10 protein-coding genes are annotated in these 13,834 nt (G+C 70.4%); 7 read left to right on the forward strand and 3 right to left on the reverse strand.

The window, feature by feature from the left end; all coding sequences use genetic code 11:
• Positions 1–82: 82 nt before the first annotated feature.
• The 6 genes from OHT52_RS00960 to OHT52_RS00985 all read left to right on the forward strand — a co-directional run bounded on the left by OHT52_RS00960 (position 83) and on the right by OHT52_RS00985 (position 9,039).
• On the forward strand, positions 83–1,090 hold the full coding sequence (locus tag OHT52_RS00960; protein ID WP_328718154.1) for a LacI family DNA-binding transcriptional regulator: 1,008 nt from the start codon (positions 83–85) through the stop codon (positions 1,088–1,090).
• Between the two features lie 265 nt (positions 1,091–1,355).
• Entirely contained in the window at positions 1,356–2,780 is a 1,425-nt protein-coding gene (locus OHT52_RS00965; RefSeq protein ID WP_328718155.1) for an extracellular solute-binding protein, read from the forward strand.
• A gap of 125 nt (positions 2,781–2,905) precedes the next feature.
• Positions 2,906–3,865, forward strand: coding sequence for a carbohydrate ABC transporter permease (locus OHT52_RS00970; RefSeq protein ID WP_328718156.1), 960 nt, complete (start codon positions 2,906–2,908; stop codon positions 3,863–3,865).
• A gap of 19 nt (positions 3,866–3,884) precedes the next feature.
• On the forward strand, positions 3,885–4,760 hold the full coding sequence (locus tag OHT52_RS00975; protein WP_328718157.1) for a carbohydrate ABC transporter permease: 876 nt from the start codon (positions 3,885–3,887) through the stop codon (positions 4,758–4,760).
• Between the two features lie 199 nt (positions 4,761–4,959).
• A complete protein-coding gene (locus tag OHT52_RS00980) occupies positions 4,960–6,564 on the forward strand; it encodes a glycoside hydrolase family 13 protein (RefSeq protein WP_328718158.1) in 1,605 nt (534 codons plus the stop codon).
• A gap of 51 nt (positions 6,565–6,615) precedes the next feature.
• The gene (locus tag OHT52_RS00985; RefSeq protein ID WP_328718159.1) at positions 6,616–9,039 is read left to right on the forward strand and encodes a discoidin domain-containing protein; all 2,424 of its coding nucleotides are present in this window, start codon (positions 6,616–6,618) and stop codon (positions 9,037–9,039) included.
• Positions 9,040–9,386: 347 nt separating this feature from the next.
• Here the strand turns inward: OHT52_RS00985 and OHT52_RS00990 are convergent, their stop codons facing one another.
• Genes OHT52_RS00990 through OHT52_RS01000 form a run of 3 tightly spaced genes read right to left on the reverse strand, consistent with a single transcriptional unit; the run spans position 9,387 to position 10,635 of the window.
• Positions 9,387–9,959: a YbhB/YbcL family Raf kinase inhibitor-like protein gene (locus tag OHT52_RS00990; protein ID WP_328718160.1), complete on the reverse strand. Its 573-nt coding sequence runs from the start codon at positions 9,957–9,959 to the stop codon at positions 9,387–9,389.
• On the reverse strand, positions 9,956–10,078 hold the full coding sequence (locus OHT52_RS00995; RefSeq protein WP_328718161.1) for a hypothetical protein: 123 nt from the start codon (positions 10,076–10,078) through the stop codon (positions 9,956–9,958). The genes OHT52_RS00990 and OHT52_RS00995 overlap by 4 nt, the downstream gene beginning before the upstream one ends.
• Positions 10,075–10,635, reverse strand: coding sequence for a MarR family winged helix-turn-helix transcriptional regulator (locus tag OHT52_RS01000; protein WP_328718162.1), 561 nt, complete (start codon positions 10,633–10,635; stop codon positions 10,075–10,077). Before OHT52_RS01000 ends, OHT52_RS00995 begins: the two co-directional genes overlap by 4 nt.
• Before the next feature lie 358 nt (positions 10,636–10,993).
• Here OHT52_RS01000 and OHT52_RS01005 point away from each other — a divergent pair, with 358 nt between their 5' ends.
• A complete protein-coding gene (locus OHT52_RS01005) occupies positions 10,994–13,789 on the forward strand; it encodes a glycosyl hydrolase (protein ID WP_328718163.1) in 2,796 nt (931 codons plus the stop codon).
• The last annotated feature ends 45 nt before the right edge of the window (positions 13,790–13,834 follow it).

Raw genomic sequence — 13,834 nt, forward strand, 5'->3', positions numbered from 1 at the left:
CGTGGCGGGGTCGACCTACCGCCGCGACGGCCCGCCGGGTCTTCCGCAAACCGCTTGCACGGATTGCGTTAGTCTTGCGGTCATGACGCGAAGACTTGCTCAAGTGGCAAAGAAGGTGGGTGTCAGCGAGGCCACGGTCAGCCGGGTCCTCAACGGCAAGCCCGGAGTCTCCCAGGCGACCCGGCAGTCGGTGCTCACCGCGCTGGACGTGCTCGGCTACGAACGGCCGAGCCAGCTGAGGGGCGAACGGGCGCGGCTGGTGGGGCTGGTCCTGCCCGAGCTCCAGAATCCGATCTTCCCGGCCTTCGCGGAGGTGATCGGCGGCGCGCTCGCGCAGCAGGGCCTCACACCGGTGCTCTGCACCCAGACCAAGGGCGGCGTCTCGGAGGCGGACTACGTGGACCTGCTGCTCCAGCAGCAGGTCTCCGGGGTCGTCTTCGCCGGCGGGCTCTTCGCCCAGGCGGACGCGGAGCACGCGCATTACCGGCGGCTCGCGGAGCGCAGGATTCCTGTGGTCCTCATCAACGCCCCCATAGAGAACGTCGACTTCCCCTGCATCTCGTGCGACGACGGTGTCGCCGTCGAGCAGGCATGGCGCCATCTCACCTCACTGGGCCACGAGAAGATCGGCCTGGTGCTGGGCCCGGCCGACCACATCCCCTCCCGGCGCAAGCTGGCGGCGGCCAGGACGGTCGCGACGGCCCACGGGCGGGAGCTGACCGCGGAGTTCGTCGAGCGGACCATGTTCTCCCTGGAAGGCGGCCAGGCGGCCGCCTCGCGGCTGCTGGACCGGGGCGCCACCGGCATCATCTGCGCGAGCGACCCGCTGGCCCTCGGCGCGGTGCGGGCGGCCCGCCGGCGCGGGATCTCCGTGCCGGACGGGGTGTCGGTGGTCGGTTACGACGACTCCGCGTTCATGAACTGCACGGAGCCGCCGCTGACCACCGTGCGCCAGCCCATCGAGGCGATGGGCCGCGCGGTCGTCGAGCTGCTCTGCGCCCAGATCCAGGGCGGCGAGGTACACCACGGCGAACTGCTCTTCGAACCCGAGCTGGTGGTGCGCGGGTCGACGGCCCAGGCACCGCGGTAGTCCGCCGCACTCCGACGCCGCGCGGTGCCCGCCCCCTCCCCGGGGCGGGCACCGCGCGGCGTTTTGCGTCGCGGGCAGTCGGTGTGCGGCGTCCGCAGGTCGGGCGACCTCTCGCTCCGCCCACCGGCATTCATTCATCTGTCAAACAATTACGGAATCGGCGTTAGATATTGCGTCCTTCTGTTCCCGGTGGTTGAGTGTGCGGCGCCCCACAACGCATCGGCGGTGGGGCGTCGTCCACGCACATGCCCGAGGGGGACCACCCATGAGTAGAGCCGCGTTCCGTCGTCGAAGCCGCGCAGGCGCGGTCGCTCTTGTCTCCGCGCTGGCGCTCACCGCGCTCGCGGCCTGCGGTACGAGCAGCAGCAGCGACAACGACGGCGGCGAGAAGGGCGGCGGCGGCAGCACGTCAGCCGACCCCGCCGCCCCGCTGGACCCGAAGACCAAGGTGACGATCACCATCGACTGCATGCCGCCCACGGCGAAGGCGGCCGAGCTCAAGGAGTGGAAGGAGGACGTCGCCGAGTTCAACAAGACGTACCCGAACGTCACCATCGAGGGACGGTCCACCGCCGGCCAGTGTCTGGAGCCGCCGCGTTTCACGGCCATGCTGAAGGCGAAGTCCCAGCCGGACGTGTTCTACACGTACTTCACCGACCTGCCGCAGGTGCTCGACAACGACGGCGCCGAGGACATCACCGCCTACGTCACCGACAAGAGCGTGCCCGCGCTGGCGGACATCGACCCGAACGTCCTCAACTCGCTGAAGCAGGACGGCAAGCTGTACGGGCTGCCCACCAGCAACTACACCATGGGCCTGCTCGTCAACCGCAAGCTCTTCCAGCAGGCCGGCCTCGACCCCGACGCCCCGCCGCGCACCTGGGCGGAGGTGCGTACCGCCGCGAAGAAGATCGCGGATCTGGGCAAGGGCATCTCGGGCTTCGGCGAGTACAGCGCGGGCAACACCGGGGGCTGGCACTTCACGGCGCAGATGTACAGCGTCGGTGGCGAGGTCGTCGACGCGAGCGGCACCAAGGCGGCGTTCAACGACGACCTGGGCAAGCAGGTCGCCGAGAACATCAAGGCCATGCGGTGGCAGGACGACAGCATGGGCAAGACCCAGCTGCTGAAGTGGGGCGACCTGCAGAAGCAGATCGCCACCGACAAGCTCGGCATGTTCCTCGCCGCGCCCGACGACATCGCGTACATGGTGCAGCAACTCGGCGCCAGCTACGAGAACTTCGGGATGGGGCCGATCCCCGGCGAGAAGAGCACCCTGGCCGGCGGCAACAACTACATGATCAAGAAGGGGATTTCGGCCGACAAGATCAAGGCCGCCATCGCCTGGCTGAACTTCAAGAACCTGAGCGTCGGCAAGGGCCAGTTCGACTGGGAGCGCACCAAGGCCGACAAGCTGCCCGTCGGCGTTCCCCAGCCCAACTTCTGGCTGAACGGTTCGAAGACCACGGACGACGCCGCACGCGCACAGTTCGCCACCATGCCGGTCGCCAACTTCAGGACCTTCGTGGACAACCCGGTCCCCGGCAAGGCCGAGCCGCCGAAGGCCCAGGAGGTCTACAAGGTCCTGGACAACGTGATGTCCGGCCTCCTCACCAACCGGGACGCGAACGTCGACAAGCTGCTCTCCGACGCGGAGAAGCAGGTCAACCAGGTCCTGGCCACCCAGTAACCGGGGTGGGGCCTTTCGTTCGGACCCGAGCGGAAGGCCCTGTGGGGCCGGCCCGGCCGGCCCCCCCGCACCCCGTCCGCGCCCGGACCGCGTTCCGGCACCACTGCACCGAGGAGGAGGCGACGATGTCGGCCCCCACCATCCCCACGTCGGCGGCGAAGACGCCCCGCCCGTTCCCGCACGACGGCGAAGGACCGCAGGCGGCCGGCGGCGCCTTCGCCCGGGCCCTGCGCCGCAATCTCACCGCGCACGGCTTCCTGATCGGCGCCGTGATCTGCTTCGCCCTTTTCTCCTGGTACCCGATGGTGCGGGAGTTCCTCCTCGCCTTCCAGAAGACCGAGGACGGGCAGACCACCTGGGCGGGCCTGGACAACCTGAACACCGTCTTCAACGACCCGGCGTTCTGGCAGGCCTGGCGCAACACCCTGCTCTTCACCGTGCTCGCGCTGGTCCTGGGATTCGCCGTCCCGTTCGTGGTCGCGGTGGTGCTCAACGAGTTCCGGCACGCACAGGGCTATCTGCGGCTCCTGGTGTACCTGCCCGTCATGCTCCCGCCGGTCGCCTCGGTGCTGCTCTTCAAGTACCTCTACGATCCCGGGTACGGCCTGCTCAACCAGGTCCTCGGATTCTTCGGGATACCCGCCCAGCAGTGGCTCCAGGACCCCAGCACCTCGATGCTCTCCGTCGTGGTCGCCTCGACCTGGATGAACATGGGCGGAGCGACGCTCATCTATCTCGCCGCGCTCCAGGGCATCCCCGGCGAGCTGTACGAGGCGGCCGAACTGGACGGCGCCGGACTGCTGCGCAAGGTCTGGCACGTCACCGTCCCGCAGACCCGGCTCATCCTCTCGCTGCTGCTGCTCATGCAGGTCATCGCGACCATGCAGGTGTTCGTGGAGCCCTTCCTGCTCACCGGCGGCGCGGGCCCGGAGGGTTCGACGACCACGGTCGTCTACCTGATCTACCAATACGCCTTCAACTTCAACAACTACGGCGCCGCGGCGGCGCTCGGCCTGGTCCTCCTCGTGCTGCTCGCCGGAGTGTCGGCCGTGTACGTGAGGCTCAGCCGCGCCGAGGACGAGTAGGACCCGGGGGAATCGACAGATGTCCACACGCACGCTCATCTCGCCGGCCCAACTGGCCAGGCCCCGGGCCAGGGCCGTCTACTGGGTGGTCTTCGGTCTCGTCCTCGTCCTGTTCACGCTGGTCTTCCTCGGACCGCTCTACTGGATGGTGTCCGGCGGGCTCAAGTCCACCCAGGAGGCGGTGCAGTCGCCGCCGACGCTCTTCCCGTCGACGCTGACCCCCGGCAACTACTCACGCGCCTGGGAGGTGATGGACCTCTCCCGCCTCCTCTTCAACACCCTGTACTACGCGTTCGGAGCGCTGGCCTTCCAGCTCGTCCTGGACGTCGCCGCGGCCTACTCCCTCTCCCGGCTGCGGCCCGTCTTCGGCAAGGCGATCCTCGGGATGATGCTGGCCACCCTCATGATCCCGGCGACGGTGCTGGTCGTCCCGCAGTACCTCACGGTGCTGGACGTCCCGTTGGTGGAGCGCAATCTGCTCAACTCGCCGTGGGCGATCTGGCTCCCGTCGGTGACCAACGCCTTCAACATCTTCCTGCTGAAGCGGTTCTTCGACTCCATCCCGAAGGAGTTGCTGGACGCCGCGTCGATGGACGGGGCCTCCCCCCTGCGCACCCTGCGCTCCATCGTCCTGCCCATCTCGCGGCCGATCCTCGGGGTGGTCTCCATCTTCGCGGTGGTCGGGGTCTGGAAGGACTTCCTCTGGCCGATGCTCACCCTGCCCGATCCGGCCATGCAGACCCTGAACGTCGGCATCTACTCGCTCTCCAACGGTGTGCCGGAGAACGTGCTGATCGCCGCCCTCACCATCGCGTCCCTGCCGACGCTGCTCATCTTCCTGGTGTTCCAGCGGAACATCATGAGCGGCCTCACCGCGGGCGGCCTGAAGGGCTGACCCGGCCCCGGCTGCCCCGGTCGGTCCGGGGCAGCCGGGGCCGCCTGCCCGCACGCCCGCACGTTCGCCGGCCGCGCCCCGTGCGCGCTCCCGCGACACCCCTCGCACGACGCCACTCTCCATGAAGCCTCCGCCGCCGGCCGTTACCGCACGCCCCGCTGTCCGGCCGGCGGCGGACCCTGCCCGAAAGGACCCTCACGTGGCAGCCCCTCTTCCGGTGCGCACCGACGACTGGTGGCGCAGCGCCGTCATCTACCAGGTGTACCCACGCAGCTTCGCCGACGGTGACGGGGACGGTACCGGAGACCTCGCGGGCGTCCGGTCGAGACTGCCGTACCTCGCCGAACTGGGCGTGGAGGCCATCTGGTTCACCCCGTGGTACGTCTCTCCGCTCGTCGACGGCGGATACGACGTCGCCGACTACCGCACCATCGACCCGGCCTTCGGGACGCTGGCCGAGGCGGAGAAGCTGATCGCGGAAGCCCGCCAGTCCGGCATCCGGGTGATCGTGGACATCGTGCCGAACCACGTGTCGGACCAGCACGCGTGGTTCCGGGCGGCCCTGGAGGCCGGACCGGGCAGTCCCGAGCGGGAGTTGTTCCACTTCCGGCCCGGCCGGGGCGAGGACGGCGAGCTGCCGCCCAACGACTGGCCCTCGCAGTTCTCCGGACGCACCTGGACCCGGGTGGCGGACGGCGAGTGGTACCTCCACCTCTTCACGCCCGAGCAGCCCGACCTCAACTGGGCCCATCCGGCGGTCCGCCGGGAGCACGAGGAGATCCTGCGCTTCTGGTTCGAGCGCGGGGTGGCCGGTGTACGGATCGACTCGGCCGCGCTCCTCGCCAAGGACCCCGCGCTCGCCGACTTCGTGGAGGGGGTGGACCCCCATCCGTACATCGACCAGGACGAGTTGCACGACATCTACCGGTCCTGGCGGGCCATCGCCGACGAGTACCAGGGCGTCTTCGTGGGCGAGGTCTGGCTGCCGGACTCGGAGCGCTTCGCCCGCTATCTGCGTCCTGACGAGCTCCACACCGCGTTCAACTTCAATTTCCTGGCGTGCCCGTGGCGGGCGGACCGGCTGCGGCGGACGATCGACGACACCCTGGCCGAGCACGCGCCCGTCGGCGCCCCGGCCACCTGGGTGCTGTGCAACCACGACGTGACCCGGACGGTGACCCGGTACGGCCGGCAGGACACCGGGTTCGACTTCGCCACGAAGGCGTTCGGTACGCCGACCGACCTGGCGCTCGGCGAACGGCGGGCGCGTGCCGCGGCCCTGCTGACGCTCGCGCTGCCCGGGGCCGCCTACCTGTACCAGGGTGAGGAGTTGGGCCTGCCCGAGGCGGACGTACCGCTCGACCGCATCCAGGACCCGATGCACTTCCGATCCGGCGGCAGCGATCCGGGGCGGGACGGCTGCCGGGTGCCGCTGCCGTGGACCGCGGACGCCCCGTACAGCGGTTTCGGCTCGCGCGGGGAACCGTGGCTGCCGCAGCCGGAGGGCTGGGAGGCGTACGCCGTGGACCGCCAGGACGGCGACCCCGGCTCGATGCTGTCGCTCTACCGGGAGGCGCTGCGGCTGCGGCGCACCACCGCCGCCTTCCGGAGCGAGCCGCTGACCTGGCTCCCCTCGGCCGAGGGCGTCCTCGCCTTCCGGCGCGGCACGGGCCTGGTCTGCGTCGTCAACCTGGCTGCGGAACCGGCGGAGCTCCCCGCCCACACGGAAGTCCTGCTCGCCGCCGGCCCCCTGGACGACCGGGGCCGTCTCCCCCAGGACACGGCGGTGTGGCTGCTGGCCTGATCCAGTCGCCGCGCCGCCGTCCAGATGTCCCCCCACAGGAGGTTATGCATCATGAACGTGACACGAGCCGCACCCGGTGGACGGTCCCTGACCGCGCTGCTGGCCTCACTCGCCTGCACCGTGGCCCTGGGTACGGTCGCCGCCCTCACCGGGGGCGGCGCCGGCTCCGCGGCGGCGGCCGAGGCGCCCGTACTCTCACCGTTCGCGGTGGCGGGGCGCGGGGCCCAGGTGCCGTTCACCGAACTGGAAGCGGAGAACGCCGCGACCAGCGGATCGCTGATCGGCCCCGACCGCACGTACACCACCCTTCCCTCCGAGGCCTCGGGCCGGCGCGCCGTACGGCTCGACGCCCCGGGCGAGTACGTCGAGTTCACCCTGACCAAGCCGGCCAACGCCGTGACGGTGCGCTACTCCGTGCCGGACAACGCGGCGGGTACGGGCATCACCGCGCCGGTCGCGCTCGGTCTGGACGGGACCAAGCTCAAGGACCTCGACTTCACGTCCAAGTACGGCTGGTTCTACGGTTCGTACCCGTTCACCAACACCCCGGGCAGCCAGCCGCACCACTTCTACGACGAGACCAGGACCCTCTTCGGCAGGACCCTCGCCGCCGGTTCGAAGGTGCGGATCACCCTGCCCTCGACCTCCGCCACCCCGTGGGCCGTGGTGGACCTGGCCGACTTCGAGCAGGTCGCGGCACCGGTGACCCGGCCGTCCGGGTCACTCTCGGTCACCGACTACGGAGCCGACGCGAGCGGCGGCGCGGACTCGACCTCGGCGTTCCAGCAGGCGGTCGACGCGGGGAAGGCCCAGGGCAAGGAGGTGTGGATCCCGCAGGGCACCTTCAAGCTGACCGACCACGTGGTGGTCGACCAGGTCACGCTGCGCGGCGCCGGGCCCTGGTACAGCGTGCTGGGCGGCCGTCACCCCACCGACCGGAGCCGGGCGGCGGGGATCTACGGCAAGTACGTCTCCGGCGGCGGGTACGGCGGCGGGGTCCGCCCGTACGAGGCCGGCGGGCCGAGCCGGAACGTCACCCTCAAGGACTTCGCGATCATCGGGGACATCACCGAGCGGGTCGACGAGGACCAGGTCAACGCGATCGGCGGCGCGATGAGCGACTCCGTCGTGGACGGTGTGTGGCTCCAGCACACCAAGGTCGGCGCCTGGATGGACGGGCCGATGGACAACTTCCACATCCGGAACAGCCGCATCCTGGACCAGACCGCGGACGGGGTGAACTTCCACTGGGGCGTCACCCACTCGTCCGTGGAGAACACCTTCCTGCGCAACCTCGGTGACGACGGCCTCGCGATGTGGTCCGACACCAGGGCCGACACCGCCAACGCCTTCACCGGGAACACCGTGGTGGCCCCGATCCTCGCCAACCACATAGCGATCTACGGCGGCAAGGACATCTCCGTCACCGACAACGTCCTCGCCGAGAGCCTCACCAACGGCGGCGCCCTGCACGTGGGCAATCGCTTCCCCGGTGTCTCCCCCGGCCAGGGCACGGACGTCCAGGGCACCTTCACGCTGGCCCGCAACACCACCATCCGGGCGGGCAACACCGACTACGGGTGGCCGTTCCCGATCGGCGCGGTCTGGTTCGACGCCCGTAACAGCCCGATCGACAAGGCGACGATCAACGTCACCGACACGGACATCCTGGACAGTTCCTACGCCGCCGTCCACTTCGTCTCGGGGACGACGAAGAACGTCAACTTCACCAACGTGAACATCGTCGGCACCGGTACCTTCGCCCTCCAGTTCAACGACCCGGCGCAACTGTCGCTGACCAACGTGCGCGCCACCGACATCGGGTTCACCGACGCCGTCTACAGCTGCCTCGGCTCCTCTCTGGCGCTGACCCAGGGCACCGGCAACTCCGGCTGGAACGCCAAGCTCCCGGCGACCTACTGCGGGCCGTGGCCCACCGCGAACTACGACCACGGCACCGGCACCTCGCCGACGCCCACCCCGACCCCGACGCCCACTCCGACTCCGACGCCCACCCCGACGCCCACTCCGACGCCCACCGGTCCGACCCCCGACCCCGGCCGGAACCTCGCCCTGGGCCGGCCCGTCACCGCGACCGGGTACGCGGACGTCTACAACCCGGCGAAGGCCGTCGACGGTGACGCCAACTCGTACTGGGAGAGCGTCAACCGGTCCTTCCCGCAGTCACTGACCGTGGACCTGGGGGCGGCGACCGGGGTGGGCCGGGTCGTGCTCAGGCTGCCGTCGTCCTGGGAGGCACGCACCCAGACCCTGGCGGTCCTCGGCAGCTCCGACGGCTCCGCCTTCACCACGCTGACCGCGTCGAAGGAGTACCGCTTCGACCCGGCCTCCGGCAACACGGTGACCGTGACCCTGCCGGCCGGTTCCACCCCCCGCCACCTGCGGGTCACCGGTACCGCCAACACGGCCTGGCCCGCCGTCCAGGCCTCGGAACTGGAGGCTTACCGCTCCTGACACGCCCGTCCCCCCGAAGCGTTCCGCCCGCCCGTGGTCCCGTACCGCGGGCGGGCGGAGCGCTGTGGCGGGACGGTCCGGGCCGGTCACGCGGAGCGGGGTACGACGCGAACGCCGGCCAGGTCCTCCAGCGGCTCTTCCGCGACGGTCTCCTCGACCCCGCGACGCCCAGATCCGCCGTGCTCGCGTCAGCCCGGGGCCCCAGGGAGCCTCGGTGAGACGCCCCGGCGGCGGGCCGCCGGCCGACCGCGTTCGGTGCCGTCCCACACGAAGCGCGCGCTGTGACGGCGTCGCCCTCCGGCCCGGCGTACCTCTCCGCTACATGGCCCGACCGCGGGGGAACCGGGTCAGCGTTCGTAGACCCCGGTCAGCCGGGCGCGGCCGAGGACCGGCGGGGTGAGGAGGGGCAGCAGGGTACGGGGCCGGGCCCGGTCCACAGGCATCGCGCCGGGGCCGCGGTCGACGGGAGCCGCGAGCGCGAAGAGCTGGAAGACGTACCGGTGCGGCCCGTGGCCCTTGACGGGCGCGGGGCCGTGGTAGCCCCGCCCGACGGTGGATCGCAGCACCCGCACCCCGGGGCCGGGCCGTTTCGCCGCCAGGGAGCCGGGCGGGAGCTCTCCGGTCGCCGGGTCGATCAGCGCCAGGCAGTGCACCGCGGGCTTGGCCATGGGTACGTCGACGTCCTCGACGACCAGGAGAAGCTGTGCGGTACCGGCCGGGAGCCCGCTCCAGGTCAGGTGCGGGGAGAGGTCCTGGCCGCCGACGTGCTTCGCGCAGTGGACCTGCGGCAGGAAGCCGTCGGGACCGAAGTCGTCGCTGGTGAGGGTCAGTGAGGACGGGCCCTGGAGGCCGGGAAGGTTCCAGGCCAGGTGGGTCTCGCCGGCCCGGCGGTTGCTCAGGAGCCGGCCCAGCAGCGTCATCGGGTGGCCTCGATCATGGCGACGACCGCCGCGACGGCGGGTCCGGCGCCGGCGAGGTGGCCCTTCCGCAGGTCGATCACGACGAGCGCGGGGGTGGGGTCGATCGTTGACAGTGTCACTGGGGTGTCTCTCCTGTGCGGGTCGGCCGGTCTCCGGGACCGGTCCGGGCGGTGTCGGGCGTTCCGGACCGGTCCGAATCGGGCGTACCGGGCTCGGGCGTTCCGGACCCGGCGGGTCGGACGGTGCGGGCCAGCCGGTCCAGCAGTGGCGCCACGGCAGCGAGTCGGTCCAGCTCTGCCGGGGTGAACGCGCCACCGGTCAGGGCCCGGGTGAGGAGATCGGTCCGGGCGTTGCGCTTGTCCTCCAGCGCCTTGTGTCCCGCGGCGGTCATCGTCAGCACCGCCCGCCTGCCGTCCTCCGGGTCCGGGCGGCGCTCGACCAGTCCACGGGCACGCAACGCGGCGAGCGTCGCCCCCATGGCCTGCGCGGTGATCTGCGCTTCCCGGGCCAGCGCGGAGGAGGTGGTCGGGCCCGAGCGGTCCAGGAGTGCCAGGGCGGCCCGTTCGGGCATCGCGAGTCCGCCGTCCACCGGTACATGGCGTACCCGCCGCACCAGCACACCGATGCTCGCCAGGAGAGCCGCGGCGACTCCCTCCGGAGCCAGATCTTCGTCCATGTACTAAAGCTACTTTATCAAGCAGCCTTACCATTCCCGCCCCGCGACGGAACCCTCACGGCCACGCCCCCAGGAGAGGGAGCGGGGCTCGGGCGGGCCGTAACGGGCCGGACCACACGAGCGAAACCCTCGAATGCGGCGATCCGGGCGATGAGAGCGCTCTCATCCTTTCCCCTCGGACCACGCGGCACGCCCTCCGATCCGTCAGAACTCGAACGCTGGCCTGCGCGCAAACACCCTCAACTACCGTACGTGTCAATTCTATTGACACAAAGGTTTCAGGAGTTTTACGTTCCTTGACATCTGAGAGCGCTCTCGAAAGCGCTCCGTCCCCCTCCTGACTTCGAGGTGCTTCCCCATGCAAGCCTCCCTCGTGAGACCCGCTGCCGCGGTGGCTCTGGCCGTCGCCCTGGCCGCGGTGGGCCTGGGTCCGGCCGCGACCCCGGCGGCCGCGGCCACGATCACCGCGGGCGCCGGCAGCTACACCGACACCCGCCCGGCCGGTACCTCCGGACCGACCACCAACACCGGCGCACCGGTCACCCCCAAACTGACCGAGGCCGCCAAGAACAAGCCGGTGCCCACCAACGACTGGTGGACCTCGCTCGCCTACCAGCGTTACGGCGACAACCCGTACTCCACGCCGATGTACGGCCACCCGCTCACCTACCAGGCCACCTCCGGCGGGCTGGAGGTCGGCTACCCGACCACGCCCTCGATCGTCGGGGACGGCCGCCAGTACGAGTACGCCCACAAGGCCGACCTGACGCTCGGTCTCAGCGGCCTCAACTCGCCCGACACGAAGGCCGACGACTGGTCCGACTGGACCGTCACCCCCTACTGGTCGGACGGCACCCGCACGCTGCGCACGACCATCGGGCACGGCCTGCCGTTCGTGTACGCCAAGGGCTCCGGTGGCAACGCCAGCATCACCACGGCGAGTGCCCCCACCGTCTTCGCGGACAACGGCAACGTCCTCGGCATCACCGTCGCCGGGCACCACTACGCGCTGTTCTCGCCGACCGGCACCGACTGGACGGTCTCGGGGTCCAGCATCACCGCCCCCCTCGGCGGCAAGGACTACTTCTCGCTCGCCGTGCTGCCGTCCACCGACGCGCTCGCGACGTTCCGGAAGTACGCCTTCAGCTTCGTCACCGGCTCCACGGTCTCCTGGTCCTCCACCGGGGGCACGGTCCGGGCGACGTACAGCCTCACCACGGAGGCGAAGGAGGGCACCGAGCGCGGGACGCTCCAGGCGCTCTACCGCCACCAGTGGCTGCACACCACCGACACGCTCACGGGCTACACCTACGTGTCCCCGCGCGGCACCATGAAGGTGCGGGAAGGAACCTCCTTCGCCACGAGCCAGAAGAGCTCCGGTGTGGTGCCGGCCCTTCCGGCCGTCAGCGGCGTCGACACGGCCCGGCTGACCGCCTACCTCAACGAGGTGGCGAACGCCTCCGACCCGTTCTCCGGAGCCACCGACACCTACTGGACCGGTAAGGCACTCGGCCGCTTGGCCCAACTGGTGCCCGTGGCGGACCAGATCGGCCAGACCGGCATCCGGGACAAGATGCTGGGGCTGCTGAAGAGCCGGCTCCAGGAGTGGTTCACGGCCGGTGGCGCGAGCGAGTTCAGCTACGACAAGGACTGGAAGACCCTCATCGGGTACCCCGCCTCCTACGGCAGCGACACCGAGCTGAACGACCATCACTTCCATTACAGCTACTACGTGTACGCGGCGGCGATCGTCGCCCAGTACGACCAGGCCTGGGCCGCCGACTCGGCCTGGGGCACCATGGTCAAGAACCTGATCCGCGACACGGCCAACCCGAGCCGCACGGACAGCGCGTTCCCCTTCCTCCGCGGCTTCGACGTGTACGCGGGCCACAGCTGGGCCTCCGGACACCAGGGCTTCGCGGCGGGCAACAACCAGGAGTCCTCCTCCGAGTCGACCAACCTGAGCGCCGCGCTCGTCCTGTGGGGCTCCGCGACCGGCGACACCTCGCTGCGCGACCTCGGCAGCTACCTGCTGACCACCGAGTCGGAAGCGATCGAGCAGTACTGGTTCGACACCGACCAGCAGGTCTTCCCGAGCTCCTTCGGCCACGACACGGTCGGCATGGTCTGGGGAAGCGGCGCCGCGTACTCCACCTGGTGGACCGCGAACCCCGAGGAGATCCACGGCATCAACACCCTGCCGATCACGGGTGGTTCGCTCTACCTGGGCCGTGACAAGGCCACCGTCAAGCGGAATCTCGCCGAGATGGAGCGGGAGAACGGCGGCCCGGCCGTCGAATGGCGCGACCTGCTCTGGGAGTTCGAGGCGCTGGCCGACCCGGCGTCCGCGAAGGCCAAATGGGACGCGGGCAACGCCGGATACACCCCGGAACAGGGTGAGTCCAAGGCGCACACGTACCAGTGGATCACCACCCTGAACAGCCTCGGCGCCCCCGACATGAGCATCAGCGGGGACATCCCGACCTCCGCCGTCTTCACCAGGAACGGCGTCAACACCTACGTGGCCCACAACTACGGCACCGCCGCCCGCACGGTCACCTTCACCAACGGCGCGACCCTCTCCGTACCGGCCCGCTCCACGGCCACCGGCACTGGAACCGGCGGCGGCACCACCGACCCGGACCCGGGCACGGACCCCGGCACGGGCACGTCCACCGGGAACACCTTCCGGCTGAAGTCCGGCGGCACCCTCACCACCGCCACGGACGGCGCCGCGGGGACCGACACGATCGCCTCGGCGGACGGCGTCAACCGGGACGGCACTCCGTACAAGCCGACGGCCTACCAGATCACCAACGTCAACGGCACCCTCTCCTCCGGCGCCTCCACCACGTTCCGCCTCCGGGTCGACGCGGGCACCACGGTCGGACTCGCGCCGCAGGTCAGGGTCAGTTACGACCTCACCGGCGACGGCACCTTCGACCGGACCGAGACCTACCGCTACTTCGCGAGCGACCCGGTCGCCGGGTGGGAGGAGTACACGCAGGCCGTGGGCACACGGGCGACCACCGGCACCCTGGGCAACCTCACGGGCGGGACCGTCCGCCTGGAGATCTGGAACGCCCTGGGGAGCAGCACCTCCCAGGTGCAGACCGGCACGGACGCGGCGGTCCTGAAGATCCCGTACGTCTGATCGGGTACGCACCGCACCCGTACACCCGGCCCGTAGGTCCGGGAC

The sequence above is a fragment of the Streptomyces sp. NBC_00247 genome (assembly GCF_036188265.1).
Classification (GTDB): domain Bacteria; phylum Actinomycetota; class Actinomycetes; order Streptomycetales; family Streptomycetaceae; genus Streptomyces.

What these genes read in the sequence shown, in the direction of transcription:
- OHT52_RS00975 (WP_328718157.1), top strand. Translation starts at nt 3,885, where the DNA reads ATGTCCACACGCACGCTCATCTCGCCGGCCCAACTGGCCAGGCCCCGG.
- OHT52_RS01005 (WP_328718163.1), top strand. Translation starts at nt 10,994, where the DNA reads ATGCAAGCCTCCCTCGTGAGACCCGCTGCCGCGGTGGCTCTGGCCGTC.
- OHT52_RS00990 (WP_328718160.1), bottom strand. Translation starts at nt 9,959, where the DNA reads ATGACGCTGCTGGGCCGGCTCCTGAGCAACCGCCGGGCCGGCGAGACC.
- OHT52_RS00985 (WP_328718159.1), top strand. Translation starts at nt 6,616, where the DNA reads ATGAACGTGACACGAGCCGCACCCGGTGGACGGTCCCTGACCGCGCTG.
- OHT52_RS00960 (WP_328718154.1), top strand. Translation starts at nt 83, where the DNA reads ATGACGCGAAGACTTGCTCAAGTGGCAAAGAAGGTGGGTGTCAGCGAG.
- OHT52_RS00965 (WP_328718155.1), top strand. Translation starts at nt 1,356, where the DNA reads ATGAGTAGAGCCGCGTTCCGTCGTCGAAGCCGCGCAGGCGCGGTCGCT.
- OHT52_RS01000 (WP_328718162.1), bottom strand. Translation starts at nt 10,635, where the DNA reads ATGGACGAAGATCTGGCTCCGGAGGGAGTCGCCGCGGCTCTCCTGGCG.
- OHT52_RS00970 (WP_328718156.1), top strand. Translation starts at nt 2,906, where the DNA reads ATGTCGGCCCCCACCATCCCCACGTCGGCGGCGAAGACGCCCCGCCCG.